The following is a 26,104-nucleotide window of genomic DNA, read 5'->3' as shown; positions in this document are numbered from 1 at the left end:
ATTATTAATTAATTTAATTTTTTATCTTTATTATTTTAACTCTTCTGTCTGTTTTGCATTCCTCAGTATATATTTTCCCTTCTTCAGTTAAGGATTTTATTTTTAAATAAAACCCCCTGTTTGATATATTTAGAAAACTCATTAGATTTTTTGTAGAAAGCCCGCCGTGCTTTTCCAAAAGAATGAGAATTTTAGCCTCTTCCCTAAGGAGATCTATTCCGTATTTTTTTTTAAAACTTTTGCTAGCTTCAATTATATTGAAATTATCTATGTTGGTCATTTGCGGTAACCCTGTAAATTACAGTAATATTTGCGACCCGCCAAAGACAACTAAAGTCTCTGCAATACCCCCCAAAGATGCCGCCAAACAGCCAGCAGCCAGCAGCCAGCAGCCAGCAGCCAGCAGCCAGTTACAATATTTGTAATTCCGCGCAACCATTAGAACTATTTACATGCATTTTTTGCAGTCGATAGCTGTTGTGATTGCCATTTATGTCAATACACCCGCAAATTGACGGCGAAGCTACGATCATATCGTAGCTATGCAGTCGCGTGCAATCATTTAGGTTTCCGGGGGGAATTGATGTCGTGACCAATATTTATATGGCTGCAACCGCCAACTAATCACATATTTTAAAAAACTCAGATCGCCCTCCGCTAAATATTAGCGAATGGGCGCGGCATTTTATGCCGCCTGAGAACACTAAGGAAATGGTAGAAACATGCTCAAGAATTTCCAAAAATCGCTGCTTATTTCGACAGCTATTCCGGTCGCTTTTATGGCGGCTTCCGCCGCACAAGCGCGTGATGTCAGCGTGCCCGCTCCAGTCGCACCCGCGACGTCGGTGCCCGGTACCACCGTGAATGCGGCGATCGTGACTGCAATCACGGCCCCCGACGACGCAAATCTAAAGCTGACGGTGCCGTCAGCCGGTGTCGTGTTGGGCGATTCGATCGTGCTGAATCCCAACACCGGTCAAGGCGATGGCAAGATTGAATTTCTGAGCGATGGCAAGATCGGCGCGGTCGATGCAGCGACTGGTTCAGTGACCGATGGCGCAGGCGCAATCTTCAACGGCCGTGCGGCGGCTGGTGCAGCGAACGGCTCTGTTGCAAAGATTGGCGGCAGTCAGAGGTAGGCTGTCGCTCTGCGCCGATCAGGCGGCTGCTGCGAAATGGTGGTTGAGCATGCCCATGGCCTCCGTCAGCGCCGAGGGCCCAATGCCAAAAGCTCTCTCCACAAGGCGCACCTCGCCCCTGATGCCGGGCTGCAGGCACCAGGGGCGAGCCTGTCCTTTGCGCAGGGCTCGCATGACTTCGAATCCCTTGATCGTGGCATAGGCCGTGGGGATCGATTTGAAACCGCGCACCGGCTTGATCAGTATCTTGAGCTTTCCGTGATCGGCCTCGATCACGTTATTGAGATACTTCACCTGCCGGTGGGCCGTCTCCCGGTCCAGCTTTCCTTCGCGCTTCAATTCGGTGATCGCTGCACCATAGCTCGGCGCTTTGTCGGTATTGAGCGTGGCAGGCTTTTCCCAGTGCTTCAGGCCTCGCAGGGCCTTGCCCAGGAACCGCTTCGCTGCCTTGGCGCTGCGGGTCGGCGACAGGTAGAAATCGATCGTGTCGCCCCGCTTGTCGACTGCCCGGTACAGGTAGGTCCACTTGCCCCGCACCTTGACGTAGGTTTCATCCAGGCGCCAGCTCGGATCAAAGCCACGCCGCCAGAACCAGCGCAGCCGCTTCTCCATCTCCGGGGCGTAGCACTGGACCCAGCGATAGATCGTCGTATGGTCGACCGAAATGCCGCGTTCCGCCAGCATTTCCTCAAGGTCGCGATAGCTGATCGGATAGCGACAATACCAGCGCACCGCCCACAGGATCACATCACCCTGGAAATGGCGCCACTTGAAATCCGTCATCGTTCCGTCCGTCCAATCTCCGCCAAGCATGCTCAAGCTTCACGATTTTTGCAACAGAGCCGGCGAACATATCCTCAAAAGCACGGGAGACAGGGGGAAGAGGATCATTCAAAGCATCGGTGATGGCGCTTTCGGTAACGCCCTCGACCCTGGCCCGGATAGCGGCCACGTCCTTTTCCAGATCCTCGGAGACGAGAAATTCTTCCAGCCGGCTAATCGGATCGCGCTGCTTCCAGCTCTCGACTTCTTCCTGGGTGCGATAAGGCGCTGCAAGGAAGCTTTCTTCGGATTCGACATGAGTCCGCCAGCGATAGGTACGAGCCTCGATGAGCGTGGCCCCTTCGCCTGAGCGCGCCCGCGCAACCGCCTCGCCAACGACCCGCCATACGGCGTGGACGTCATTGCCGTCGACCAGCGCGCCGGGCATGCCAAACGGTTCGGCGCGGCGCCAGATATCGCCAGCGTTCACCGTCTCATAAGGGGAGAATTGAGAAAATCCGTTATTCTCGCAGACCAGCAACAGTGGAAGCTTCCACAGGGCGGCGATGTTCAGCGCCTCGGAAATGACGCCCTGGCTGGACGCACCGTCACCGAAAAACACCACGGCAACCCGGCCCTCGCCGTCAAGCTGCGCGCCGAGTGCCGCACCGACCGCGAGCCCTACGCCACCGCCGACAATGCCGTTGGCGCCCAATATGCCCTTCGAGACGTCGGCAACATGCATCGAGCCGCCCTTGCCGTGGCAAATGCCGGTCTCTTTGCCCATGAGCTCCGCCGCCATAGCGCGCGGATCTCCGCCCTTCGCCAGGAAGTGACCGTGCCCGCGATGAGTGCTGGCAACCCAGTCGCTGTCGTCAAGATGTGCGCAGACGCCGGTGGCCACCGCTTCCTGGCCAATATAAAGATGCACATTGCCAGGAAGTTCGCCGGCTTTCCCGAGGTCACCAAGCCGCTCCTCCATCCTGCGGATAAGCAGCATGCGCTCAAAAAGCTGTAATGACCGTTGAAGGTCCGGACCATTCATAAGGACGCCTCCGTGGGCTGAGCCTGCGCAACCAGGCGATCACGCAGGATATTCTTCTGGACTTTGCCCGAAGCCGTGCGCGGAAACGCGTCGACCATCTCCACGCGCTCCGGCCATTTCTGTCGCGCTAGCCCTTGCTCCCCGAGGAAGCTGCCAATGTCGGCGACGGAAACGGGCGCATCCGCAATCACATAGGCGCAGACCCCTTCACCCAGCCTTCCATGCGGCATCGCCACCACTGCGACGTCGGTGATTGCAGGATAGCGATGCAGCGCATCTTCGATTTCCTGAGGGCTGATATTCTCGCCCCCGCGCACGATAACATCCTTTTTACGGCCGCTCACCGCCAGGAAATCGCCAAATTCGATCCGTCCGAGATCACCCGTGCGGAAGAAGCCGTCCTGATCGAACGCATCGTCCGTCAGCGCTTGATCGGTATAGCCCAGCATCACCTCCGGGCCGCGAACAAGGATCTCTCCTTCCGCCCCCTCGCCCAGCAACGCTCCCGTCGCTTCGTCGATGATCCGCACTTCATTGTTGACGATGCGCCCGTCCGTGGTCGCGCCAAGCTCAAGCTCTTCGACGCCCCGGACACCCAGCGTGACCGTTGGCGCCTCGCTGCTTCCGAAGGCGCGCGATATGGCGCACCCCGGGATCGCCTGCGCCGCCCGGCGCACAAGTTCCGGCGCAACCGGCGCCCCGCCGCAGATAAACAAACGCATCGTGGGGAGCAGAGCCCCGGCCGACACGACCGTATCCGTAAGTTCCCTGAGGAAGGGAGTTGCGCCAACGCTCATCGTTACGCCGTGCCGCTTGATCAGCTCGACCGCCTCAGAGGCGTCCCATCGCTCCATCAACACCGCGGCACAGCCGGTGACGAAACCCATTTCGAGCGCGTAAAGATAGCCGGTTATATGCGTAACCGGCGAGGGCATCAGCACCACATCGCTCGCACCAAGGCCCCAATAGTCCCGAGCGGCAAGGAGCTCGGCCATTAAGCTATTGTGGCTGTGCAGAACGCCCTTGGGATGGCTTGTCGTGCCCGATGTATAGAGCAGCAGCTTGACGGCATTGGGATCGGGATGGCCGCTTGCCACGTCAGGCGCGTTTGAAGCGAGAAGCTCCTCATAACCAAGACAGCCCTCCGCCTCACCCCGGACGGTAACGATGGTGGCAAGATCGGGAAGGCCCGCCTGAAGCGCGCGCGCCATATTGACATAATCGAAGCCACGGAAGCTCGTCGGCACGAACAGAATCTTAGCACGGCCGTCGCGCAGGATGTAGCCGACCTCCGCCTCGCGATAGATTGGGATGATGGGATTGCAGACAAAGCCGCCGATACAACAAGCCAGGTTGATTACCGCGGTTTCGAGCCAGTTGGGAAGCTGGAAGCTTACCACATCGCCCGGAACTAGGCCACGCGTGGCAAGTACCGCAGCAATCTTTCTTGCCTTGGTAACAAGATTACCCAGATAAAGCGAGCGATCGCCCTCAATAAATGCGAGCATGTCAGGCTTTTCGATCACCAGACGCGCAGCGATATCGGCGATCGACTCATTCCGCCATGCGCCTGAAGCTGTGTAGTTGTCGATCATCGCGTCGTTCAGACGGGTGATCCAACCGCTCACGTCCTTTCGCACGTCTATCCCCTCACTCGCGAAACACACCGACCACGAGCTTTCCCGATTCGTCTTCCGTACATGGGAAACTAGCCTGCCAACCCGCTCACGCAGGCCCCTGGCAGCATCCGATCCATCCGTTCAGCATTTCCGGCCGGATGGCCCCAACTTGCACGGCGCTTATCGTCTCTGCGTCTGTTTGAAACTTTAGGTCACCGTTTGGTCATTTGTCAATAGCCCTATGCGCCACAAACATCGCCAAAAAGAAGCTACGTAACGACCAATTCCCAACTCCTGCCCGCCGGCCACAATGCTGCAAGCGCACATGCAACAACTCACAGAGTAAGGACCTCTTCCAGCGGCGGCGCGTATTCAGCGCGCACCGCCGTCAGCTGGAGCGAAGCATCCGCCTATGCACTTGACCAGCCGGTCATTTTTTAGCATTCACGACCATTGGCATCGGCGCCAAGGCGCTTGGTTATGAAAGAAGGGAATGAGGTGACGACCCCGCGTAAGAAAACGCAGACCGACACTCCGCGGTTGCCGCGCGCCGAACGCGAGCGGCTTATCGTGGAAGGCGCCGTGCAATTCTTCGCGGAAGTAGGGTTTGGTGGTGACACACGCGAGCTAGCGAAGCGGCTGAACATCACGCACCCTTTGTTATTTCGCTATTTTGCCAGCAAGAACGCACTGATTGAACGCGTGTATCAGGAAGTATTCATCGGCCGGTGGAATCCATACTGGGAAATTGTAATCAGCAACCGCAATGTTCCGTTGCGAGAGCGGCTGGTAAATGTATACCAGGCGCTCGCCCAGACAGTGCTTAATTATGACTGGGTCCGCCTATTCATGTTCGCAGGTCTTAAGGGATCCGACATAAACGGTCGCTGGTATTCTTTCATGCAAGAACATCTCGTCAGGCCGGTTTGCGCCGAATTTCGTCACGATCTTGGCCTGCCTACGATTGAAGAGATGCCTCTCACACAGAACGAATCCGAACTCGTGCTTGGCGTCAATTCGCGCATCTTTTATCTCGGCGTCCGGAAATTCATATATGGGGTCGACACGCCTGAAAACGTCGATGCCTGGGTAGAGATGGAAATTATTCTGTTTCTGGATGGGGTCGTCAACATTTATCCCGGGCTGGTGGCTCCTCCCCAGCGCCGCGTCCGCAAGCCACGACTGGCCAGGGCCACCAAAAAAAGGCCTTCTCCCCTTGATGTAGCGTCGATAGGCTGAACCCGGCAAAACTTCCTGCTTTCAAATAAGTTAACGGCACGGCCTCGGCCCCATTGGGCCGAGGCCCATGCATATCGGGTGCCAAGCTCTGGAGGCGCAGAGAAGCTATCTTGACACGTTACCAGTTGGTCACTTAGTTAGGGCAATGATAGCGATGAGGATGGGCGCCACGGCGCGACCGTCCGGCCGCGGCTCTAATTAAGCGAGGGAGGGCAAGGGTAATGGTGCAGAGGCTCGACGTAGAGTTCCAGTCCGAAGGTGATACTGTTCGGGGTTGGCTCTACACACCCGACGAAGGCGGGCGTCGGCCCACTGTCGTGCTCGCTGGCGGCTGGTGCTATGTGCGTGAGGTCACGATGCCGACCTATGCGCAGAAGTTCGCTGAAAATGGCTTTAACGCGCTCATCATCGACTATCGCAACCTCGGGGTCAGTGGCGGCGACAATCGCCAGCATCTGGATCCCTGGGCGCAGATCCGGGATTATCAGAACGCCATCAGCTTCCTCGAGCGCCACCCTGCGGTCGACCCCGACAAGATCGGGGCCTGGGGCATTTCCTATTCCGGCGGCCATGTCATCATCCTTGCAGCGATCGACGAGCGGGTGAAAACGGTCATCAGCCATGTTCCCGTTATCGACGGATATGAGAATATGCGTCGTATCCATGGCGTAAACGGCTGGCGCCAACTTCTGAAGCTGATCGCCGATGATCGCGCGCTACGTTATGAAAAGCCCGGTGAGCAACTCTATTTGCCGCACGCCACCATTGATTACGTCAATGACATTCCTTGCTGGCCGGTGCCGGAAGCGGAAATTGTCTTTAACGAGATCAAGAAAAATGACGCGCCGCTCTATCAGAACAAGAGCACTGTCGAATCGGTCGAATTGCTCCTAAATTACAATGTGAACAGCTTTGTTGGTCGCGTCATCAACACACCTGTCATGATGGTGGTTGCCGAAGGGGACGATATTACCCTATGGGATCTTGAAATCGATACGTTCAATGCCATTCCTTGCCCCCGCAAGGAACTTGTGGTGTTGCCGCACACGACCCACATAACGCTCTATTCCGACAAGGCGAGAGGCATGATGGCCGCCGAGGCGGGACTGAGGTGGCTCAACGAGACGCTCCGCTAAGGCGAACGCTTTTCACGGCCGCCTGCGGGGTAGCCAAAGAGATATCCTCTGCGGAAAACAGGACCGGTGATCATGTCCGAAGTATATCCTCTCCAGGACCGTATCGCATTGGTGACCGGCGCATCGAGCGGTCTTGGGCGCCATTTCGGACTGCTGCTCGCGGCGAACGGCGCACATGTCGCCCTCGCGGCGCGCAGCATCGACCGGGTCGCGGACACGGCAAAGGCGATTACCGACCAAGGCGGCAAAGCACTTGCCGTAGCGCTCGATGTTACCGATCGGGCCAGCGTTGATGCGGCCGTCGCACGGATCGAGGACGAGCTCGGCCCGATCCAGATCCTTGTCAACAATGCCGGCGTCGCGGCGACCGCGCCTTTTCTCGATATGACGGAACAAGATTGGGCACAGGTTCTCGATACCAACCTGACCGGCGTCTGGCGCGTCGGCCAGGCCGTTGCCCGCCGCATGGCCCCTCCTGTTGCAAAGATTGGCGGCAGTCAGAGGTAGGCTGTCGCTCTGCGCCGATCAGGCGGCTGCTGCGAAATGGTGGTTGAGCATGCCCATGGCCTCCGTCAGCGCCGAGGGCCCAATGCCAAAAGCTCTCTCCACAAGGCGCACCTCGCCCCTGATGCCGGGCTGCAGGCACCAGGGGCGAGCCTGTCCTTTGCGCAGGGCTCGCATGACTTCGAATCCCTTGATCGTGGCATAGGCCGTGGGGATCGATTTGAAACCGCGCACCGGCTTGATCAGTATCTTGAGCTTTCCGTGATCGGCCTCGATCACGTTATTGAGATACTTCACCTGCCGGTGGGCCGTCTCCCGGTCCAGCTTTCCTTCGCGCTTCAATTCGGTGATCGCTGCACCATAGCTCGGCGCTTTGTCGGTATTGAGCGTGGCAGGCTTTTCCCAGTGCTTCAGGCCTCGCAGGGCCTTGCCCAGGAACCGCTTCGCTGCCTTGGCGCTGCGGGTCGGCGACAGGTAGAAATCGATCGTGTCGCCCCGCTTGTCGACTGCCCGGTACAGGTAGGTCCACTTGCCCCGCACCTTGACGTAGGTTTCATCCAGGCGCCAGCTCGGATCAAAGCCACGCCGCCAGAACCAGCGCAGCCGCTTCTCCATCTCCGGGGCGTAGCACTGGACCCAGCGATAGATCGTCGTATGGTCGACCGAAATGCCGCGTTCCGCCAGCATTTCCTCAAGGTCGCGATAGCTGATCGGATAGCGACAATACCAGCGCACCGCCCACAGGATCACATCACCCTGGAAATGGCGCCACTTGAAATCCGTCATCGTTCCGTCCGTCCAATCTCCGCCAAGCATGCTCAAGCTTCACGATTTTTGCAACAGAGCCGTGTTGACCGAGCGCGGCCGCGCCTCGCGCTTCTCCTGCAATTACCACAACTGGGTCTACCGCAACGACGGCAGCCTGATGGGCGTGCCAGACGAGGCGAACTTCTTCGATCTCGACAAGAAGAAATGCGGCCTCGTGCCGATCGCCACCGATGTGTGGGAAGGCTGGATATTCCTCAACCACCAGAAGCAGCCCGAAGTCAGCCTGCAGGAATTCCTTGGAGACTTCGGAACGCGGTTTGCCGGGGTTTCTTGGGAAAATACGGATACGTCACTCTATTTCGAGGCGCATCTCGATGCGAACTGGAAAGTGCTGGCCGATGCCTTTTCGGAAACCTACCATATCCCTTCGATCCACCCGGCGACGATCGGCAAGACTTTCGCCAGCGCGGTCAATCCGCATTCCCGCCCGCTCGATGCACGCTTCTGGGGACCACACCGCCAGTTTTCCACTTTCGGCAATCCGGACTACGCTCCGCCCGAAGATGCGATGGTCGAAAAGATGGCCTATGCGAACCGCGATACCGGCAACGTGCTGGGTGCCGCGGAAACGGCGGGGATGACCGAGTATCTCGATCATCCCGCGATCAATCCCAAGCAATCGAAACACTGGGCGCTGGACATCGCCGTCGCTTTTCCCACGCTGCACATAAACCTTTCGCCCGGCGGTTTCTGGTCGCACAGGTTCTGGCCGATCAGCGTCAATCGCACGCGGTGGGAAGCCGAGTTTCATGTACCCAAGCCACTGACCGGGCGGGAAAAGCTGCAACAGGAACTCTATATCACGCGCATCGCGGAAATCCTGCTGGAGGACGTGACGAACACCGAACGCACCCAGCGCGGCATCGAGGCCGGCGCATACGATACGATGCAGTTGCAGGATGGCGAAGTACAGATCCGCCACAACCTTCACCACGTCGATCGCTGGGTGAACGCCAGGACCGTGCGCGAAGCGCTGGGCATCTGACAGGCAGCGCCCTTCACTTGCCCGTCAGTCAAAAATGGGGTCCTCAATGTCCGGATTGGAGCAACGCAGCTATATCGTGACGGGCGCAGGCGGCAGTATCGGCCGCGCTGCCGCCCTTATTCTTGCCCGTCGGGGCGCGAATGTGGTTGTCGCCGATATCGTCGAAGCCGCAGCCGAGGAAACGGTCAGACTGATACGCGCGGAAGGTGGCAACGCCGTCTACAGCCATTGCGACGTCAGTATCGAGGACAACGCGTGGTCGACCGTGGAACTCGCCATCACCGAATTCGGTCGCCTTGATGGCGCATTCAACAATGCGGGGCTGCCGCCGGTCAACGTGCCGCTTCATCAACTGACGAGCGCCGATTTCCAACGATCCCTGGATATCAACGTGCTCGGCGTTTTTCATTGCATGAAACATCAGATCGCAGCGATGCTGAAAGCGGGGAGCGGCGGTTCGATCGTGAACACGGCGTCGGTTGGCGGCACCGTCGCGATCCCCGCACATGGCGAGTACATCGCAGCCAAACATGCCGTTATCGGGCTGACGCGGATCGCTGCCGTCGATTACGGGCAACAGGGAATCCGCGTGAACGCAGTTCTACCGGGCGCTATCCGCACTCCGATGCTGATGTCGGTGATCGAGAACGAGCCTTCGCACGCGGAATTCCTGAAAACCGCCCACCCGATCGGTCGATATGGCGAACCGGCGGAGATCGGCGAAACGGCAGCCTGGTTGCTGTCGGATGCCTCTTCGTTCGTCACCGGCGCCGCCATTGCTGCCGATGGCGGCTACACCGCAATCTGAACTGCCAGAACCGTTGGGAACCGGACTATGAGCGCAATACGAATGATGGCGGTCTTCGCACGGAGAGTGGGAATGACGCCTCAGGCGTTTCACGATCACTGGCGCTATCCCCACGGCTCGCTGGGACAAGGCATCCGGATTATCAAGCGCTATGTCCAGAGCCATCAGGTCGACGTCGATTTCCTCGATGCCGATCAGAACCGCTACGAAGGCATCGCCGAAGTCTGGTTCGACAGCGAAGCGGACGCTGCCGCCTTCGTGACCGATCCTGATTATGTGGCCTATGCGCTGAAAGATGAGCCGAATTTCGTCGACATGGACAACTTCTTTGCCGTTTTCGCACGCGAAGAGGTTCTCAAAAGCCGCGCCGAAGCGCTGCGCGGTGACGAGGCGGCCTATAACTGGTCGATCGACCGACGACCGAACTTCGCCAAGCTTACCCAGGTGGTGTTCGAGGAAGGCGGCACGGCCTGGGCCGGAGACGACGATTTCGCACTTGGCGAGCGTCTTGGCGCATTTCGCCATACCCGGTGCCATCCGATCGAAAAGCTCGTCCTCCCCGGCCCCTCGGTGATCGGTGTGCGCGAACTTTATTGGCCGACGCGGACATTGGCAGAACAGGGCATAGCTGCAGCAGGTGACGCTTTCCATGCGCTGTTTAGCCGAGCGCCAAAGGCACAAACGATCTTCTCGATAAGTGAGCGCTACGTCTGACGGTGCAGGTTAACCGCCCCTGCGCCTCAAGACGCTTCTCAACCAGACGCCGCTCCTGCGCAGCCCATGGTAGAGCCAGAATGCGATCCATACCGAGCTTCAGCGGCCCTTCCAGGCGCTTCTGCAAATAGCGGCCGATCTCGAACGGGTTAGTCTTCGCCTGCCCTTCCACCACGGTCTTGCCGTCGGGATCGAGAACACAGATGCTCGTGCTGCGCTGGCTGACATCCAGACCCACGCTGTATGTTGCTTCGTGCCGGATAGGCGAGCCGTCCGATCAGGCGCAGGATGTTGCGCTCTGCCGGCGATTGTGGCGCATTGCGCAGCCAGGATAGCCATGTCGCGGCCTGCCCCGGTCGTCGGGCTAGCAAATCGTCCAGACCCTGAGCCAGCCAGCGCGGACGACGGCGATGCTGGCCGATGCGCGAAATCGTCGAAGCCATTTTCTATCTGCTACGGGCAGGATGTCCCTGGCGGCTTTTGCCCGACAGTTTTCCGCCATGGCGCACGGTATACCAGTGGTTCTGCACCTTGCGCGACGATGGGGTATTCGAAAGCCTCAATCATCATCTCGTTCGGATCGATCGCATCCGGACAGGGCGAGAACCAGCACCATCCGCGGCAGTCATCGACAGCCAGAGCGTGAAGACCACCGAAGCAGGCGGACCTCGTGGTTACGACGCAGGCAAGAAGACCATGGGACGCAAACGCCATGCAATGGTCGATACCGATGGTCGCGCCCTTATCATACTGGTCCATCCTGCCGATGTGCAGGACCGCGATGGCGCGGTGCCCTTGCTCCAGCAGTCTCACCAGCGGCATCCCTTCGTCGCGCGCGCCTATGCCGACAGCGCCTACAACAGCGATCGCGTCCGGGACGCCACCTCCATTACGATCGAAATCGTCCGCAAATTCGCCGATCAGACCGGCTTCGTCGTCCATCCCAGACGATGGATCGTCGAACGCACCTTCGCATGGATCAACCGCAATCGCCGTCTGGCCAAAGACTTCGAGCGGACCATCAAATCCGCAACCGCGCTCCTCTATGCCGCCGCTGCCATCGTCCTCATCCGACGCATCGCTCGTTACCCATGAGATTCAAGACAGACTCTTAACAAAATTTCGTTACTTGACGGATTTCTTGGACTTAGGGTTGCAGTGCGCCGCATGTAGATGGCTGTTCGTGGAGAAAGACAACGTGATACGTATGTTGGGTGAATTTTGGCCAGATATATTCGTGATCTTACTGGTCTGTTCGCTCGTATCATTTGCAAACCAAAAATTCGGAATATTTGTCGCTACTCCGATAACATTGGGATCGACTGCATTAACGCTATTGCTCGGAGCCGCTGGGGCGACATGATTCTACTCTTATCTTCCTTTTGGCCTTGGCTTGTTCCAGCAATTGCGTGGATCGGATTTTTCACCGGTCGCTATTTTAGAAGAAAGAGCATAGCGAAAAACACATGATTGCCGCAACTCTGGCGGCTTCGCGCGCCTACGCCGGGCCGGGTTACTCCCGGCCGTGAAAGCGGCATCCATCTGCGGCCTGCACGTCAAGCGTGTCGGCGCTCCTTCGCAGCCGCCAACATCTCGCGCCGAAGGATTGCGTTCATGCGAGCCTGATAGCCCTTGCCCTGGGATTTGAGCCAAGCAAGCACATCGGCGTCGAGCCGCGCCGTTACCTGCTGCTTGATCGGCTTATAGAACCGTCCACGCTCGGCGGTCTTCCAGAAATCCTCTGTCAGCGTCGGGGCATCACTATAGTCGATACCGCTATCCGGCATCGCCTGCAGGGCATCCAGCTCGGCCTTCTGTGCCTCGGTCAAGGGGGGCAGATTGCCCGGATCGAGCTGGAAGCGGACGGTATCAGCGTCTTTCTTCTTCATAACGTCGTCTTTCCTTTCGATCGGCTTTTCGGGCCGAAATGATATGGATGATCTCCACATATTCGCCGTCGTCGTCATCCTCAGCGACGGTGTGGGCCACCAGCAGGAGTAAATGTCCTTCGACCAGGCCCAAGGTCTGCCATCGTTGCTCGCCGCCTTCGATCCGATCATGCACGCTAAGCGCAAAGGGGTCTGCGAAGGCGCTGGCGGCCGTCTCGAAACTGATGCCATGCTTTCTCAGATTGCTCTCGGCTTTGGCTGGGTGCCAGGAAAAGCGCATGGATAACATGACGGGAATATAATTATATTTTTGTCGTTATTCAAGGCGTATCCTTGACCGGCGCTGACCACCCGATCCGCTCCAACGTGTCCGTCAATGTTGATCGCGGCACGCTGAACGTGCGAGAAACCGACGCTTTGCTGGCCCCATTGGACAGAGCGGCAACTATCAACTGCATCTTTTCCGCGGCGATCGTCGGCGGTCGTCCACCTTGTCGGCCCCGCCGCTTTGCGGCGGCCAGGCCCGCCATGATCCGCTCCCGCGTCAACGCTCGCTCGTATTGGGCGAGCGCGCCGAACAGCGAGAACAGCAACTCGCCATGCGGCGTGGTGGTATCCATCTGTTCGGTCAGCGACCGGAAGGCGATGCCGCGTTCCTTGAGGTCGGTGACGATCGCCAGCAGGTGCGGCAGCGAGCGGCCGAGCCGATCGAGCTTCCAGACAACCAGCGTGTCGCCGGCGTTCATGTAGTCGAGGCAGGCTTTCAGGCCGGCGCGATCGTCGCGCGCACCGGAAGCCTTGTCGGAGTAGAGGTGCCGTTGATCGACACCAGCGGCCGTGAGCGCATCGCGTTGCAGATCGACCGGCTCTGTTGCAAAAATCGTGAAGCTTGAGCATGCTTGGCGGAGATTGGACGGACGGAACGATGACGGATTTCAAGTGGCGCCATTTCCAGGGTGATGTGATCCTGTGGGCGGTGCGCTGGTATTGTCGCTATCCGATCAGCTATCGCGACCTTGAGGAAATGCTGGCGGAACGCGGCATTTCGGTCGACCATACGACGATCTATCGCTGGGTCCAGTGCTACGCCCCGGAGATGGAGAAGCGGCTGCGCTGGTTCTGGCGGCGTGGCTTTGATCCGAGCTGGCGCCTGGATGAAACCTACGTCAAGGTGCGGGGCAAGTGGACCTACCTGTACCGGGCAGTCGACAAGCGGGGCGACACGATCGATTTCTACCTGTCGCCGACCCGCAGCGCCAAGGCAGCGAAGCGGTTCCTGGGCAAGGCCCTGCGAGGCCTGAAGCACTGGGAAAAGCCTGCCACGCTCAATACCGACAAAGCGCCGAGCTATGGTGCAGCGATCACCGAATTGAAGCGCGAAGGAAAGCTGGACCGGGAGACGGCCCACCGGCAGGTGAAGTATCTCAATAACGTGATCGAGGCCGATCACGGAAAGCTCAAGATACTGATCAAGCCGGTGCGCGGTTTCAAATCGATCCCCACGGCCTATGCCACGATCAAGGGATTCGAAGTCATGCGAGCCCTGCGCAAAGGACAGGCTCGCCCCTGGTGCCTGCAGCCCGGCATCAGGGGCGAGGTGCGCCTTGTGGAGAGAGCTTTTGGCATTGGGCCCTCGGCGCTGACGGAGGCCATGGGCATGCTCAACCACCATTTCGCAGCAGCCGCCTGATCGGCGCAGAGCGACAGCCTACCTCTGACTGCCGCCAATCTTTGCAACAGAGCCAAAAATGTCGTCGCTCATGTCGGTCTCTCCTATTGTCCTGCGCGGGTGATCGGCGTCGCCGCGTCTGTGGTTTGTTCGGATCTTAGAAAATGAGCCGGTTCCGGATTATGCTGGGCGCAATCGCCGGACAAACGCCGCAATCGCCGCGCCAATCTCGTCCGGACTGTCCTCCTGGATGAAATGGGCGCCTGCGACCGTGATTTCGGTCTGGTTTGGCCATGTGCGGCAGAAGTCGCGTATTCGGCCCGTGGTCAGGTGTCCCGGCTCGGCGTTGATGAAGAGTTTCGGAATCGGGCTTTCGCTGAGCCAGCCGGCATAGTCCCGGGCGATCGCGACCACGTCGGCCGGGGTGCCTGCGATCGGGATTTGGCGAGGCCAAGACAGGGTCGGTCGACGGGCTTCGCCGGCGGCGAGGAAGGGCTCGCGATAGGCGGCCATCTCCGCTTCGCTTAAGGGGCGCAGGATCAATCCGGGGAGAACTTGTTCGACAAAAACATTGTCCTGCAACACCAATTCTTCGCCCGCCTGCGAGCGAAAGGCCTGAAACAGATCGCGAGCCTGTTCGGGAAAATCCGCCCATTCGAGCGGCATGGTGACCGCTTCCATATAGGCAATCCCCTGTACACGCTCGCGGTGGCGGCGGGCCCAGTCGAAGCCGAGGACGGACCCCCAGTCATGCACGACCAGAACAACCCTGTCCCCGAGATCGAGCGCCTCCCACAGCGCGTCGAGATAGTCACGATGCTCGGCATAGGCATAACGCTCGGGCCCCGACGGATCGAGCTTGTCCGAATCGCCCATGCCGATCAGGTCACAGGCGATCAGCCGTCCCAGCCCGGCGCAATGCGGCATGATATTGCGCCACAGATAGGACGACGTCGGATTGCCGTGCTGGAAGAGGATCGGATCGCCGGTCCCTTCATCGATATAGGCCATGCGCCGGCCCTTGATCTCAATGAATTTCTTCTCGCCAAATGGCTTTGCGCCGAGGCTCATCGATATTCTCCTTGAGCGATTTTCTGGTCTGCCCGGTCGGCGATGCATATCGCATGATGAATATCATGTCAATCGAGGAATCGTTCTAGCCATTGCCGTCGAGCGGAGAGTTGCTGCCGGAGCATCGATGGATGACGGCGTAGGCCACGCAGGCGCCTCTCAGGCGGTAGCTTTCCTTAGCCCCGGGCGCATCCGAAAGATCGAGGAAGGTTTTGTGAGTCGGATACCAGACCGCGAGAATCTCATCGATATGTTGAGTGCCCACGGCCTGGCCAAACACGGGCGTGCACCACAGGATCCGCGCGCCGGCTCTGTTGCAAAAATCGTGAAGCTTGAGCATGCTTGGCGGAGATTGGACGGACGGAACGATGACGGATTTCAAGTGGCGCCATTTCCAGGGTGATGTGATCCTGTGGGCGGTGCGCTGGTATTGTCGCTATCCGATCAGCTATCGCGACCTTGAGGAAATGCTGGCGGAACGCGGCATTTCGGTCGACCATACGACGATCTATCGCTGGGTCCAGTGCTACGCCCCGGAGATGGAGAAGCGGCTGCGCTGGTTCTGGCGGCGTGGCTTTGATCCGAGCTGGCGCCTGGATGAAACCTACGTCAAGGTGCGGGGCAAGTGGACCTACCTGTACCGGGCAGTCGACAAGCGGGGCGACACGATCGATTTCTACCTGTCGCCGACCCGCAGCGCCAAGGCAGCGAAGCGGTTCCTGGGCAAGGCCCTGCGAGGCCTGAAGCACTGGGAAAAGCCTGCCACGCTCAATACCGACAAAGCGCCGAGCTATGGTGCAGCGATCACCGAATTGAAGCGCGAAGGAAAGCTGGACCGGGAGACGGCCCACCGGCAGGTGAAGTATCTCAATAACGTGATCGAGGCCGATCACGGAAAGCTCAAGATACTGATCAAGCCGGTGCGCGGTTTCAAATCGATCCCCACGGCCTATGCCACGATCAAGGGATTCGAAGTCATGCGAGCCCTGCGCAAAGGACAGGCTCGCCCCTGGTGCCTGCAGCCCGGCATCAGGGGCGAGGTGCGCCTTGTGGAGAGAGCTTTTGGCATTGGGCCCTCGGCGCTGACGGAGGCCATGGGCATGCTCAACCACCATTTCGCAGCAGCCGCCTGATCGGCGCAGAGCGACAGCCTACCTCTGACTGCCGCCAATCTTTGCAACAGAGCCGATCGACCGATTGCCGATCATCGGTTGACGATACGCGCATGTAGCCAACGAGCATGACGGAAAACCCCCAAAACCATGTTGTCGGACACATTTACAATCCGACAGTGTTTTTCGGACATTATGCGGGATCAGAGAGGCCGCGCAATAGCGTGCGCGGCGGAGATCGTCAGGAGTTGCGCCACGGCATGACGGGATTCAGGTGAAATCCGTGATTCGCCCCTAGCCCCTATAGGCCGATAGGGCACGCCGATACGCCCCTCGGCAGTGCCGCGCCGGCGTAGGGTGGCGGCGATATGGCGCTCGGCCGCTACGCGATCGGCGAAGGCATGACGCTGAGCTTGGCCGCGCGCGCCGATCAGCGGTCATTGTTCGCCGGCTTGACCTCGATCGTGCAGCGCACCGTCTTTTTCGCCTTGGCGGCAGCCGCGCCGCACGCTTCGATCGTCTCGCGATTGTCCCGCGCCAGATTGGCGGCCGCGACGATCCCCTCCCAGCTCGCCGGCGATGCGCGCTGCATCAGATGCGTGCCGGCATCCCATAGCGTCGGTTCGGCAAGCGCCCGCGTCGCCATGCGCTCCGGCAACTGCCAGCTATCGGGCATGGCGCGCGCGATCAGGCCGGCGAGAAGCGCATAGAGCAATATCCCCAGCACCACGCCGCCCAACCCGATCCAAAACAGCCACCGATCCTGTTGCCAGCGCGCGCGCGTCGTTCCGATCAGCCCCCGCAATTCCCGCGCCGCCTCGCTCATGTCCGATCGCGTGCTGTTCACCAGGTTGTGCAGCTCGCCCGTCGCACTCGCCACCGAAGCGTTTACACGCTCTCCCATCGTCTCCGGGGTGAGTTTCATCGCGGGGCTTTTCGCGATCACATCGACCCGCTGGGTGAGCGCCAGCAATATCTTCTCGGTGTTGGCGAGCGTCGGCTGATAATCGGGAATCTCGATGGACTCGCGCGCGCGGGCTAACCCCTCGACCGCAAGGCGCACCAGCGCCACCTCGCCGCGCAACTGCTCGAACGCCGCCTGCGGATCGTCGCCGGCCCTGCCGTTGTTGCGATAATTATCCTCGTCCATCATCCTCTCCTTACCGGCTCATTCCGCGCCCCATGCCTATCCCTAAATCCCGCGCCAGCTCGCGGCCAAGGTCGCCGCTGTTCATGCCGCGCCCCCGGCCCATGCCGATCTCAAGCCCCAGCTCGCGGGTGCGATTACGCAGGACCAATTCCACCTGGGGATCGCGCTCAAGGCTTTTCGCCATGCCCGCCATTTCCTTGCCCGTGCGCTCCCGGCCCGCCATGTCGCCGGCGCGATAGAGGCGGTCGCGCTCCTGTTTGAGGCCCTGCCAGCGTTCCACGAACCGATCGGCGCGCAAGTTCGGATCGGCCCGCACGCGCGCCTCCTGGGCCATCGCCTCGATCATCGGGCCGCTGCGCCCCGCCGCCGCCTCGCGCAGCAAGGCGGGATCGCGCTGCATCGCCGATGCGAGGTCACGCGAGGCTCCCGGCCTGATCTGGTCCAGCGCCTGTGTCGTGCGCTCGAGCGCGACCTTTTGATGCTCAAGGACCGGAGCGCCCGACGCCCGCGCCTGCAACACCGCCTCGGCCGAACGCGAGGCCCGCTCGACCGCGCGGGCATAGTCGCGGCCCTGGCCGCGATCGGCAGGGACCGGCGCGCGCTCCGCGCCCTTCAGCGGCGCGGCCGACAGCTTCAGCCCGTCGAACATGCCGCGCTTGGGGGCCGCCTTCTCGCGCTCGCCTGCCGGCGTCGATTCCGGCGCTGGGCGCTGCGGGGCAGGCCGGAAGCCGTCGAACATGCCTCGCCGCGGTTGCCGCTCGGCCGCGGCTTGTCCCGCGCCAGCGCCGCGGTCGCCGGCATCGCGAACCGTGCGTGGATCTTCGCCCATCTGGCGCATGGTTCCCGCGCGCGGGCCAAGGATCTCCACCGGCGAGCGTTCCGCCCGTTCCGGCAATCGGATCTCGCCCGACAATCCGCGCCGGTCGGCGAAAGCACGAATCTCCGCATCCCGGTCGCGGCCATAGTCGGACGCCATATCCTTCGCCCGCTCGCGCGACAGCGTGCGGACAAGCCGGCGATCGTCGCCGAAGTCGTCGCGGCCGTAATGGAGCTGCACCCCGTCGCGGTGCCGCGACAACGCCACATAGGCCGAATGGCGGTCCATGCCGGGGGTCGCCAGCACATGCGCGCGATCGACCGTCACGCCCTGCGATTTATGGATGGTGGCGGCATAGCCGTGATCGACATGGGCATAATCTTTCAGGTCAAACGCGACCGATCGGCCATCGTCCAGCTTCACCGCCATGCGCTCCGGCGATACCTGCTCGACCTTCCCCAGCGTGCCGTTCCTCACCCCTAGCCCGCGCTCGTTTTTCAGGAACATGATGCGGTCGCCGGTCGCGAAGTCCCGCGCGCCGCGCTCGGCCGACACGCGCACGTCCGGCCCCAGCTCGCCGGCGTCGCGCAGCCGATCGCGCGCGGCCAGGTTCAAATCGCGCACCTCGGCATTGGTATGGGTGAGGATGATCCGCGACTGATCCGGCGCGGCGATGCGCTCGGCATCCCAGCGGTCCACAAGATCGGCGCGGGCCAGCTCACGCGTCTCGGCCGCCTGCACCATGCCATGCGCCTCATAGGCATGGATCGCCTCGCCTGCCCGGCCCGTCGCCAGCGCCTTGGTCGCGTCGCGCTGCCAGTCCTCGCACTGCCGGCGTATCTCGGTGATCTCGGCCCAACCGTGGCGCTCGGTCACGGCCCGGAACGCCGCCCCGGCCTCGATCGCCTGCAACTGCTCGGGGTCGCCGACAAGAACGACCTTCGCGCCCGCCTGTTCGGCATGGGACAGCACGCACTCCATCTGGCGCGTGCCGATCATGCCGGCCTCGTCTATCACCAGCACGTCGCGCGGGCCTAGCAGTTCGCGGCCCTGCTCCCATTGATATTCCATGCTCGCGATCGTCCGCGACGCGATGGCGGACCCGCCTTCCAGATTCTCGGCCGCGATGCCCGACAAGGCCGCGCCGCGCACCTGATAGCCCTGCGCCTCCCACGCCTCGCGCGCGACCCCCAGCATCGCCGACTTGCCGCTGCCGGCATAGCCGACGACCGACGCAAGGCCCTTGTCGCCGGTGATATGCGCCAACGCCCCGCGCTGCTCGGCCGACAGGTCAAGCCCCCTGCCCTCGGCCGACGCCAGCGCGCGGGTCACATGGGCGTCGGCGACACCATGCCCCCGGTCGATCGCCAGCCCCTCGGCCGCGCGTTCCAACCGCTGCTCGGCCGCGATCATGTCGCGCGACGTGAACCGATCCTCGCCCTTCCCGTCCCGCCCCAGCGCCACCAGCTCGGGCGAGGATCGCACCGCGCTCATCACCTGGTCGAACTGATCCTTGCCGTCGCTGTGCCGGAACGCGAACTGCGCCAGGTCGCGCCGGGTGAACGTCGCCTGTTGGCGGGCGATCGCGTCCAATGCGATTTCCGGCCTGGCGATGATCTTCTCGCCGTTCTCGCGCGCGATCCGGGCATGGTCCTCGACCCGCTCGGCCTCAAGCCCCTGTTCGGGCATCCGCGACGCCGCCGGCCCGATCTTGTGTTGGGGTTCAAGGTCGATGCCCTGCGCCTCCAACGTCCGGTGATCTATGCGGGCGTCTATATCCAGCTCGGCCAACCGCTCGTTGACATGATCGGCCCAGGCCACGCGCCATTCCTGCAACAGCGCCGTGCTGTTCCACTCGCGCACCTTCTGGCCGAAGCCCTCCGGGCCAACCTCGCGCATCGACAGCATGACATGCGCGTGCGGCTTGGGTTGCCCGTCCTTGCCCATGTCCCAATGTACATTCATGTCCGCGACCATGCCGCGTTCGACGAACTGCTTTTCGACAAAATCGCGGGCGAGCTGGATGCCCTGTTGCTGGTTCAGCTCGCGCGGAATCGAGAACTCCACCTCGCGCGCCAACTGCGCGTCCTTGCGCTTCTCGCCGGCCTCAACCTCGTTCCACAAGGTCGCGCGATCGTTTAAACGCTCCGGCGCACCCTCGGGAGCCAAGATTTCCGAATGGACGACGCCGGCCTTGTTTGAGAAATCATGGTCGCGCCCTAGCCGGTCATCGTGCAGCCGTTCCGCCGCACGATAGGCCGCGCTGGCAACGGCGCTCGATCCGTTGGCGCGGCTGATGACCTTGGCCGAGAAATGGTAGATCGCCATAACGGCCGCTATACTGCCCTTCTTAGCGCAGGTCGGCAACGATGTATAAGCGCGCACTCACACTCTCTGCCGTTCGCGTGATTGACTTCGCCGCATTTCTTGATCGGAACGGTTCCTCGCGCGCGCTATCGTGCTACGCTGCGGCTCCATTCATGGGCGCGAGGGAGAGAAGATGCGAAAGGTGCGCGACTATGACGCGGAACTGCGGGCGCTGAACGACAAGGCCAAGGCTTTGAAGGCCCGCAAGGTCCAGCAACTCGGCGAGCTGGTCACGTCCACCGGGGCCGATGCGCTCGATCTGGACACGCTCGCCGGTGCGCTGCTCGCCGCTGTGGAAGCGGCCGACGCGAACGAAAAGGAGGCGTGGCGCTCGCGGGGCGCGGCCTTCTTTCAAGGACGCGGTCGCAAGGCTGGCCGACGCACTGGCGGCAACGGTGAAGGCGCAAGGCAAACTGGCGCAGGCAAGGAACAGGCTTGAAGCCGCCGCGCGCCGCACCGATACGAGAGGATGGGTCGTGGCCCGACGCGAGCGCACGCGCCATCTCATAGAGCTGGGCGGCCTCGTCCAGAAAGCCGGTCTGGTCGAGCTGGCCGACGATGATCGCGCCACCCTTTACGGCGCGCTGCTCGATTGTACAGCGCGCGTTCAAGGCGACGACGCTGGCAATGTGCTGGCGCTCTGGAAGCGGCGGGGCAAGCGCGCGTTCGACGCGGAAGCGGAAGGTGCGGGCAATGGCTGATCGGCCCGATTTCCATGTCATCACCGGCGGGCCTGGCTCCGGCAAAAGCACCCTAATCGAAGCGTTGGCGGTGGAGGGTTTCGACCACATGCCGGAAGCCGGTCGGGCCATCATCCGCGATCAGGTCGCGATCGGCGGCGCGGCCCTCCCCTGGGCCGATCGCGCCGCCTTCGCGGAATTGATGCTGGGTTGGGAATTGCGCTCATGGCATGAGGCCCACGATCGCGCAGGGCCGGTGATCTGCGATCGCAGCGTGCCTGATGTGGCGGGCTATCTGCGCCTGTGCGGCCTCCCCGTCCCGGCTCATGTCAGCCAAGCGGCGGACCTGTTTCGCTATCAACCCCGCGTGTTCATCGCCCCCTTGGCGCGAGATATTCGCGGCCGATGCGGAAAGAAAACAGGATTTCGCGGAAGCGCAGGCGACCTATCAGGCGATGGTCGCGGTCTATTCCGGCCTTGGCTACGAGCTGGTGACGCTTCCCCTCGCCTCTGTCGCCGAACGTGTGCGGTTCGTCCGCGCCGCAATCGAAAGGGAGGAATCCTAACATGGGGCCTCGCGCGATCTGGCGGGCGTTCGACGCGGAAACGGAAGGGAGAAGCGCACCATGAACATGCTCGACGTGGACGCAATCCGCGCCCAAGTCCGCGCGCTCGATTTCACGCGCGGCACACCGGCCGACGCCGCCATGCGGCGCGAGGATGATGCCGACGCGCGCGCCAATCTCGCGATCGAAGGCATGGCGCTCGACGCCGGCGAACACGCCCTGTTCGACATGCTGCGCGAGGAAGCCGCGCGATCGACAGCGACGAAACCGGCATATCGTTCGGCCAGCAGCATCTTGCGCGGCCCTTGCTCACGCCGGATGAAGTCCGCTCGCTGCGCGAGGATTACCAGTTCCTGTTCTTCGCGGGACAACGGTCGATCGTCGCCGCCAAGCTCAAATACTATGCCGATCGCGAGTTCGCGGGCCGCTTCGACAAGGCGTGAAGTCTTTAAACGGCCCCGTAGTCGAAGCGGCATCATTCCGATATACAAACGATATTGAATGATGGCGCTCTGCCATCCCTCCCTGGTCATAGAAATCGCTCGAAAGCGCGGAAAATCGCCTACTGGCGTTCTAAAGGTGAGGTTTGGGGTATGACCTCACCATTAGCGATCGACGCAGCGGTGGATGATCCCCTGAAGGTCGAAGATCTAGCTTCCAAAAAATCGGCCGCCCAGGAAGCCCGTAAAGCGCATTTGCTGCTCCAACCTCATTTCCTGTCCCCCACCCCGAAATGCGCCCCAGCGGCTCGGAAATCGCACCAGGGGCGACGTTTCCGCCTGCTCCGCCCTCTCAATTGGATCACCACCCTATCCGTTTGGCTTTCCAAGAAAGCCAATTTGCTACTTGGCCGTTGGCGCTGTCGTTGCGGTAGGGACGTGGTGTTTAAACATTTCTAATCAAACAAAAAGCGTACCGGCGGAGCCGGTCCATCATGGGGATGCCGGGTGGGAGGATCGCTAAAGCGATCCGGGGCGGCTGAAGGTCGCGAGCCGGCGGGGCGAAGCTCCAGGAGACGGTGTTCTTCTTCTTCTTCTTGGCCCAGTCGGCCCGAAGCTGCGATTTTGGCCATGTTGAAGAACAAAGATTGAACATGGCGATCTACCAGGCTCGCTCTTGTCCTCCAATCTCGTAAACATCGGTCTCGATCGAGCACCTGTAGCTCTCTGCGATGTTGAACATCTCTGTCTGGAGAGATGCGATCTCATCATCGAGGCTGACGCCATCGGCACCCTGATCATAGGCGACGGTCAGCGTGTAATCGCAGTTCCCGGTCTTTTGCATCTGGTAATCCCGCTCCAGCATCGCCTCAATGCGCTCGCGAGCGGGCTTTCTGCCACGACCATGCTTGTTGAAGTTCTCGATGGTCAGATGCAGGGCGATGGTGACAGAAGGCGGCTTTTCCGGCAGCCCGATCCTTGAAGGAATGACGTCAAGCGCCCGATAGACGGTCATTCTTGAGATCTTGAGGTCGCGCGCGACGCTGGCCTTGCTCGCGCCGGCGGTGATCCGGCGTCGGATTTCATCGTCATCGATGTTTTTCTTCCGGCCTTTGTAGACGCCTTCGGCGCGCGCCGCCTCGATCCCGGCGCGCTGCCGGTCCTTGATGAACGTCAGTTCCATGTCCGCGACCATGCCCAGAATGGTGATCACCATCCGCCCCATGCTTCCGGCCGTCGTCACCTCCGGCTCAAGCACCCGCAATGAGGCTCCCTTCTGGTCGAGTTCATGAACCAGATTGAGAACATCGCGTGTGGAGCGACCGAGCCGATCGAGACGCAGGACGACGAGTTCGTCATCGGCGCGCAGGAACTGCATGATCGTCTCAAGCTCCGTGCGTCCAGTGCGCGATGCGCCCGAGCCTGTTTCGGAGCGGAGGATTTCACAGCCCGCTGCCTTCAACCGGGCAACCTGGATGTCGAGATCCTGGTCGATGGTGCTGACGCGGGCGTAGCCGACGCGGGTCATGGGCAAATCCGTCACATTAGGGTGGCTTTGCCCTCGTACAGTAACATTGGTGACGGAACCACCCTTTTGTGACATGTCGTATATGTCACTTCCGATCGTCACGTTCGGGTGCACCCAAATGGTGCGAGCGGAAAGGCCCCGGTCAGGCAGCAAGCCGCCCAAAATCGATCCGGCTATTCAGATCGAGGTCGAAGCGGCCATAAGGATTGACGTGGCTGTAAATCAGCGGTGTGAGGCCGCGATAATCATCCGGCGTCATCCGGCCCGTCCATTTCGGTTCCACCAGCACGCTCTGAAGCATTCGGGTGTTCACATAGACAAGCGACGCTTGCAGCAAATGTAGCGCCAGGACCGAGAGCTGCTGCTCATCGATGCGGTTAGTGGCGATCTCGCCGCCCTTGCCGAAGAAAACGAACCCATTGGCACTGTTCCAGTTTTCAACGACATTCAGGCCTTCATGAATTTCGCGGCGGAAGGACTCCTCGCGCAGATACCGGCACAGGAAGATCGTCTTGACCGCGCGGCCCAGCTCACTCAACGCCTTGTAGGTCGGGTGCATCACCTCGGAGCGGCTAAACCGGCGCAGGATCGCCTCCGGGTCGGCGGTTTTTGTCTGCATCGCGGCTGCATATTTGACCATCTCGTCATATTGCTGCTCGATCTCATCCCAGTTGATCGGACTGGAGAGGATCGGCTGCAAGTGGGGAAGCCGCGTTCGCATGCCGACATCGGGAAGAGCCAGCTTCTGGCGAGCGATCGCTTTCAGGCGGGGTGCAAGCTCAAATCCGAGAAGCCGGCAAAATGCAAAGCCAACCGCGCTTTGGCCATGACTATCAACATATTGTCGCTGGATTTCCATGTCGGTGCAATGGCGCAGCACGCCCTCGATCATGGAGGCGACCTCGGAGGAAGAGCAGCGCTTGAGCTGGGAATAGACGCATGTCGCGCGTCGTTCGACATGCCAGTAGATCATGACGCCCCGTCCACCATAACGCGCATGCCATTCCGTCATCAGGTTGCGATCCCAGGCTCCGAACTTTGTGGAATCTGACGCACAGGCCGTGCCGGCGTCCCCCCAGACTGCAGCATTGCGGATTGCCAGGGTCGCATTCGCAACCCTGGCACACGCCTCCTTGAGCGCCGCGGCATGAACGAAGCGGCGATGGACATGCAGCAGCTCTTCATAGCTGACATCGGGGGTGGCGCCGGCGATCCGCTTGAGCCCGGCATTCGTTCCCAGGCCGTAGAGGCATAGCAGGAGACGTTGATCCAGCGCGGTTTTCGGCAGTGCAACACGCGAGGCCGATGTTTCGAACGCTTCGAGAAGTCCCGTATCAAGGGCAGCCTCCTTCAGTACGTCGAGCAGCCCGGTCATCGGCCAGCGTTGGCCGATCTCGGTCTTGATCGAGGCGAGACCCCTGGGTTCGGGCAAGGGTTTGAACGGGGTGAGAGATATACGGTTCTCGCCGCGCCACAGCAGCCGAACCTTGTCGTTCCGGGGAATATTGGCATTGAGGAGCAACAGTTCCTGAGCAAGCTCTTCCCGGATGGCGCTTGAAAATGCACGCGCATCCGCCGTCAGGTTCAATCCTGTGTAATATGCTTCTCGCCGCGCATCGAAGTCCTTGGGAAGATCGTCATCGGGATTGCGGTATCGGTCCGCCCCGACAACCCAGATTTCCTTAGAACGGATGCGATCGCGCAGTTGCGCGAGGACACAAAGCTCATAACTGATCCGGTTTACGCGCCCCTCTTCATCAATGACGGAACTGCGCCATCTCGCCGGAATGACCTCGTCGACCGGCACTGCGTGCGGCGGCACGTAGCGGCATCCATCATCCACTTTGCTTCTGATCCAGTCCAGGGCCGCCAGCACCGGACGCCACACGGCGTTGTTCGACCGGAACTCCAGTGCCGAAAGCAGGCTTGGCTGTGGAGCGGCGTGCAAAATTGACCCCCTTAGCGGGGTGATCGGCGTCTAAAATTGACCCCCATCATTCCAGAGTGTGAGGCGTCGCGGCTTGGGCTTCCAGGCG

At 60.7% G+C, this 26,104-nt stretch carries 24 protein-coding genes and 6 pseudogenes; 15 read left to right on the top strand and 15 right to left on the bottom strand.

The features are described 5' to 3' along the window. Window positions 1-13: 13 nt before the first annotated feature. Window positions 14-280 (bottom strand): HTH domain-containing protein, encoded by a 267-nt coding sequence (locus K426_RS31645; protein WP_145907851.1) that lies wholly within the window; start codon window positions 278-280, stop codon window positions 14-16. Between the two features lie 442 nt (window positions 281-722). On the opposite strand from K426_RS31645, the gene K426_RS28705 reads away from it, so the two are divergent. Continuing rightward, a complete protein-coding gene (locus tag K426_RS28705) occupies window positions 723-1,139 on the top strand; it encodes a hypothetical protein (RefSeq protein WP_066564816.1) in 417 nt (138 codons plus the stop codon). 18 nt (window positions 1,140-1,157) lie between these two features. Here the strand turns inward: K426_RS28705 and K426_RS28700 are convergent, their stop codons facing one another. From K426_RS28700 to K426_RS28690, 3 genes and pseudogenes are all read right to left on the bottom strand, one after another. Further along, complete coding sequence (locus K426_RS28700; protein ID WP_001389365.1) at window positions 1,158-1,922, bottom strand: IS6-like element IS6100 family transposase; 765 nt, start codon at window positions 1,920-1,922, stop codon at window positions 1,158-1,160. Between the two features lie 61 nt (window positions 1,923-1,983). After that, window positions 1,984-2,946: pseudogene (locus tag K426_RS28695) on the bottom strand (thiamine pyrophosphate-dependent dehydrogenase E1 component subunit alpha); the annotation flags it as partial. Next, complete coding sequence (locus K426_RS28690; RefSeq protein WP_059153310.1) at window positions 2,943-4,586, bottom strand: AMP-binding protein; 1,644 nt, start codon at window positions 4,584-4,586, stop codon at window positions 2,943-2,945. The pseudogene K426_RS28695 and the gene K426_RS28690, both read right to left, overlap by 4 nt. A gap of 459 nt (window positions 4,587-5,045) precedes the next feature. Between K426_RS28690 and K426_RS28685 the strand changes: the two genes are divergently transcribed. From K426_RS28685 to K426_RS28675, 3 genes are all read left to right on the top strand, one after another. Next, a complete protein-coding gene (locus K426_RS28685; protein WP_007686274.1) occupies window positions 5,046-5,804 on the top strand; it encodes a TetR/AcrR family transcriptional regulator in 759 nt (252 codons plus the stop codon). 221 nt (window positions 5,805-6,025) lie between these two features. Further along, window positions 6,026-6,940 carry an alpha/beta hydrolase gene (locus tag K426_RS28680; RefSeq protein WP_013040178.1) on the top strand — a complete coding sequence of 305 codons (915 nt, stop codon included), beginning with the start codon at window positions 6,026-6,028 and terminating at the stop codon, window positions 6,938-6,940. Window positions 6,941-7,012: 72 nt separating this feature from the next. Beyond that, window positions 7,013-7,447 carry an SDR family NAD(P)-dependent oxidoreductase gene (locus tag K426_RS28675; protein WP_237230247.1) on the top strand — a complete coding sequence of 145 codons (435 nt, stop codon included), beginning with the start codon at window positions 7,013-7,015 and terminating at the stop codon, window positions 7,445-7,447. Between the two features lie 18 nt (window positions 7,448-7,465). Here the strand turns inward: K426_RS28675 and K426_RS28670 are convergent, their stop codons facing one another. Then, window positions 7,466-8,230 (bottom strand): IS6-like element IS6100 family transposase, encoded by a 765-nt coding sequence (locus K426_RS28670; protein ID WP_001389365.1) that lies wholly within the window; start codon window positions 8,228-8,230, stop codon window positions 7,466-7,468. Window positions 8,231-8,291: 61 nt separating this feature from the next. Here K426_RS28670 and K426_RS28665 point away from each other — a divergent pair, with 61 nt between their 5' ends. From K426_RS28665 to K426_RS28655, 3 genes are all read left to right on the top strand, one after another. After that, window positions 8,292-9,257 (top strand): aromatic ring-hydroxylating oxygenase subunit alpha, encoded by a 966-nt coding sequence (locus K426_RS28665; RefSeq protein WP_237229901.1) that lies wholly within the window; start codon window positions 8,292-8,294, stop codon window positions 9,255-9,257. A 46-nt stretch (window positions 9,258-9,303) separates the two neighbouring features. Next, complete coding sequence (locus tag K426_RS28660) at window positions 9,304-10,065, top strand: SDR family NAD(P)-dependent oxidoreductase (protein ID WP_007682039.1); 762 nt, start codon at window positions 9,304-9,306, stop codon at window positions 10,063-10,065. Between the two features lie 72 nt (window positions 10,066-10,137). After that, complete coding sequence (locus tag K426_RS28655; protein ID WP_007682040.1) at window positions 10,138-10,779, top strand: EthD domain-containing protein; 642 nt, start codon at window positions 10,138-10,140, stop codon at window positions 10,777-10,779. On the opposite strand, the gene K426_RS31980 is transcribed toward K426_RS28655, so the two are convergent. Then, on the bottom strand, window positions 10,724-11,017 hold the full coding sequence (locus tag K426_RS31980) for a hypothetical protein (RefSeq protein WP_145907151.1): 294 nt from the start codon (window positions 11,015-11,017) through the stop codon (window positions 10,724-10,726). The two genes, K426_RS28655 and K426_RS31980, sit on opposite strands and share 56 nt — an antisense overlap. 155 nt (window positions 11,018-11,172) lie before the next feature. On the opposite strand from K426_RS31980, the pseudogene K426_RS28650 reads away from it, so the two are divergent. Further along, window positions 11,173-11,874: pseudogene (locus K426_RS28650) on the top strand (IS5 family transposase); the annotation flags it as partial. 461 nt (window positions 11,875-12,335) lie between these two features. Here the strand turns inward: K426_RS28650 and K426_RS28645 are convergent. Genes K426_RS28645 through K426_RS28635 form a run of 3 tightly spaced genes read right to left on the bottom strand, consistent with a single transcriptional unit; the run spans window position 12,336 to window position 13,549 of the window. Beyond that, window positions 12,336-12,668: a BrnA antitoxin family protein gene (locus K426_RS28645; RefSeq protein WP_007682049.1), complete on the bottom strand. Its 333-nt coding sequence runs from the start codon at window positions 12,666-12,668 to the stop codon at window positions 12,336-12,338. Then, entirely contained in the window at window positions 12,649-12,957 is a 309-nt protein-coding gene (locus K426_RS28640) for a BrnT family toxin (RefSeq protein WP_007682056.1), read from the bottom strand. Before K426_RS28640 ends, K426_RS28645 begins: the two co-directional genes overlap by 20 nt. A 31-nt stretch (window positions 12,958-12,988) precedes the next feature. Then, window positions 12,989-13,549, bottom strand: a complete 561-nt coding sequence (locus tag K426_RS28635; protein WP_029987071.1) for a recombinase family protein — start codon at window positions 13,547-13,549, stop codon at window positions 12,989-12,991. Window positions 13,550-13,593: 44 nt separating this feature from the next. Here K426_RS28635 and K426_RS28630 point away from each other — a divergent pair, with 44 nt between their 5' ends. Continuing rightward, window positions 13,594-14,358, top strand: a complete 765-nt coding sequence (locus K426_RS28630; RefSeq protein ID WP_001389365.1) for an IS6-like element IS6100 family transposase — start codon at window positions 13,594-13,596, stop codon at window positions 14,356-14,358. Between the two features lie 159 nt (window positions 14,359-14,517). On the opposite strand, the gene linB is transcribed toward K426_RS28630, so the two are convergent. Together linB and K426_RS28620 are read right to left on the bottom strand one after the other, a co-directional pair. Continuing rightward, window positions 14,518-15,408, bottom strand: a complete 891-nt coding sequence (gene linB / locus K426_RS28625; RefSeq protein ID WP_066564812.1) for a haloalkane dehalogenase — start codon at window positions 15,406-15,408, stop codon at window positions 14,518-14,520. 85 nt (window positions 15,409-15,493) lie between these two features. After that, complete coding sequence (locus tag K426_RS28620; protein WP_235589608.1) at window positions 15,494-15,790, bottom strand: hypothetical protein; 297 nt, start codon at window positions 15,788-15,790, stop codon at window positions 15,494-15,496. On the opposite strand from K426_RS28620, the gene K426_RS28615 reads away from it, so the two are divergent. Then, window positions 15,777-16,541, top strand: coding sequence for an IS6-like element IS6100 family transposase (locus K426_RS28615; RefSeq protein ID WP_001389365.1), 765 nt, complete (start codon window positions 15,777-15,779; stop codon window positions 16,539-16,541). The two genes, K426_RS28620 and K426_RS28615, sit on opposite strands and share 14 nt — an antisense overlap. 409 nt (window positions 16,542-16,950) lie before the next feature. On the opposite strand, the gene K426_RS28610 is transcribed toward K426_RS28615, so the two are convergent. Both K426_RS28610 and traA read right to left on the bottom strand, forming a co-directional pair. After that, complete coding sequence (locus tag K426_RS28610; protein ID WP_015460630.1) at window positions 16,951-17,673, bottom strand: DUF6118 family protein; 723 nt, start codon at window positions 17,671-17,673, stop codon at window positions 16,951-16,953. Between the two features lie 7 nt (window positions 17,674-17,680). Further along, window positions 17,681-20,815, bottom strand: coding sequence for a Ti-type conjugative transfer relaxase TraA (traA, locus tag K426_RS28605; protein WP_015460623.1), 3,135 nt, complete (start codon window positions 20,813-20,815; stop codon window positions 17,681-17,683). A 172-nt stretch (window positions 20,816-20,987) separates the two neighbouring features. On the opposite strand from traA, the gene K426_RS28600 reads away from it, so the two are divergent. From K426_RS28600 to K426_RS32755, 5 genes and pseudogenes are all read left to right on the top strand, one after another. Next, window positions 20,988-21,293, top strand: coding sequence for a conjugal transfer protein TraD (locus K426_RS28600; RefSeq protein ID WP_015460622.1), 306 nt, complete (start codon window positions 20,988-20,990; stop codon window positions 21,291-21,293). Window positions 21,294-21,330: 37 nt separating this feature from the next. Then, window positions 21,331-21,555, top strand: a complete 225-nt coding sequence (locus K426_RS28595; RefSeq protein WP_015460621.1) for a conjugal transfer protein TraD — start codon at window positions 21,331-21,333, stop codon at window positions 21,553-21,555. After that, window positions 21,548-22,100, top strand: a pseudogene (locus K426_RS30890) (AAA family ATPase). Before K426_RS28595 ends, K426_RS30890 begins: the two are co-directional and overlap by 8 nt. Window positions 22,101-22,160: 60 nt before the next feature. After that, window positions 22,161-22,346, top strand: a pseudogene (locus K426_RS33210) (hypothetical protein); the annotation flags it as partial. After that, window positions 22,343-22,543, top strand: a pseudogene (locus K426_RS32755) (type IV secretory system conjugative DNA transfer family protein); the annotation flags it as partial. The pseudogenes K426_RS33210 and K426_RS32755, both read left to right, overlap by 4 nt. Before the next feature lie 658 nt (window positions 22,544-23,201). Here the strand turns inward: K426_RS32755 and K426_RS28585 are convergent. After that, the gene (locus K426_RS28585) at window positions 23,202-24,068 is read right to left on the bottom strand and encodes a recombinase family protein (protein WP_006961816.1); all 867 of its coding nucleotides are present in this window, start codon (window positions 24,066-24,068) and stop codon (window positions 23,202-23,204) included. 142 nt (window positions 24,069-24,210) lie between these two features. Beyond that, a pseudogene (locus K426_RS28580) lies at window positions 24,211-25,998 on the bottom strand (Tn3 family transposase); the annotation flags it as partial. Window positions 25,999-26,104 lie beyond the last annotated feature (106 nt).

Source organism: Sphingobium sp. TKS (assembly GCF_001563265.1).
In the GTDB taxonomy this organism is placed as follows: domain Bacteria; phylum Pseudomonadota; class Alphaproteobacteria; order Sphingomonadales; family Sphingomonadaceae; genus Sphingobium.
The sequence above is the reverse complement of the archived record's forward strand: the minus strand, read 5'-3'. Positions and strand labels throughout refer to the sequence as shown.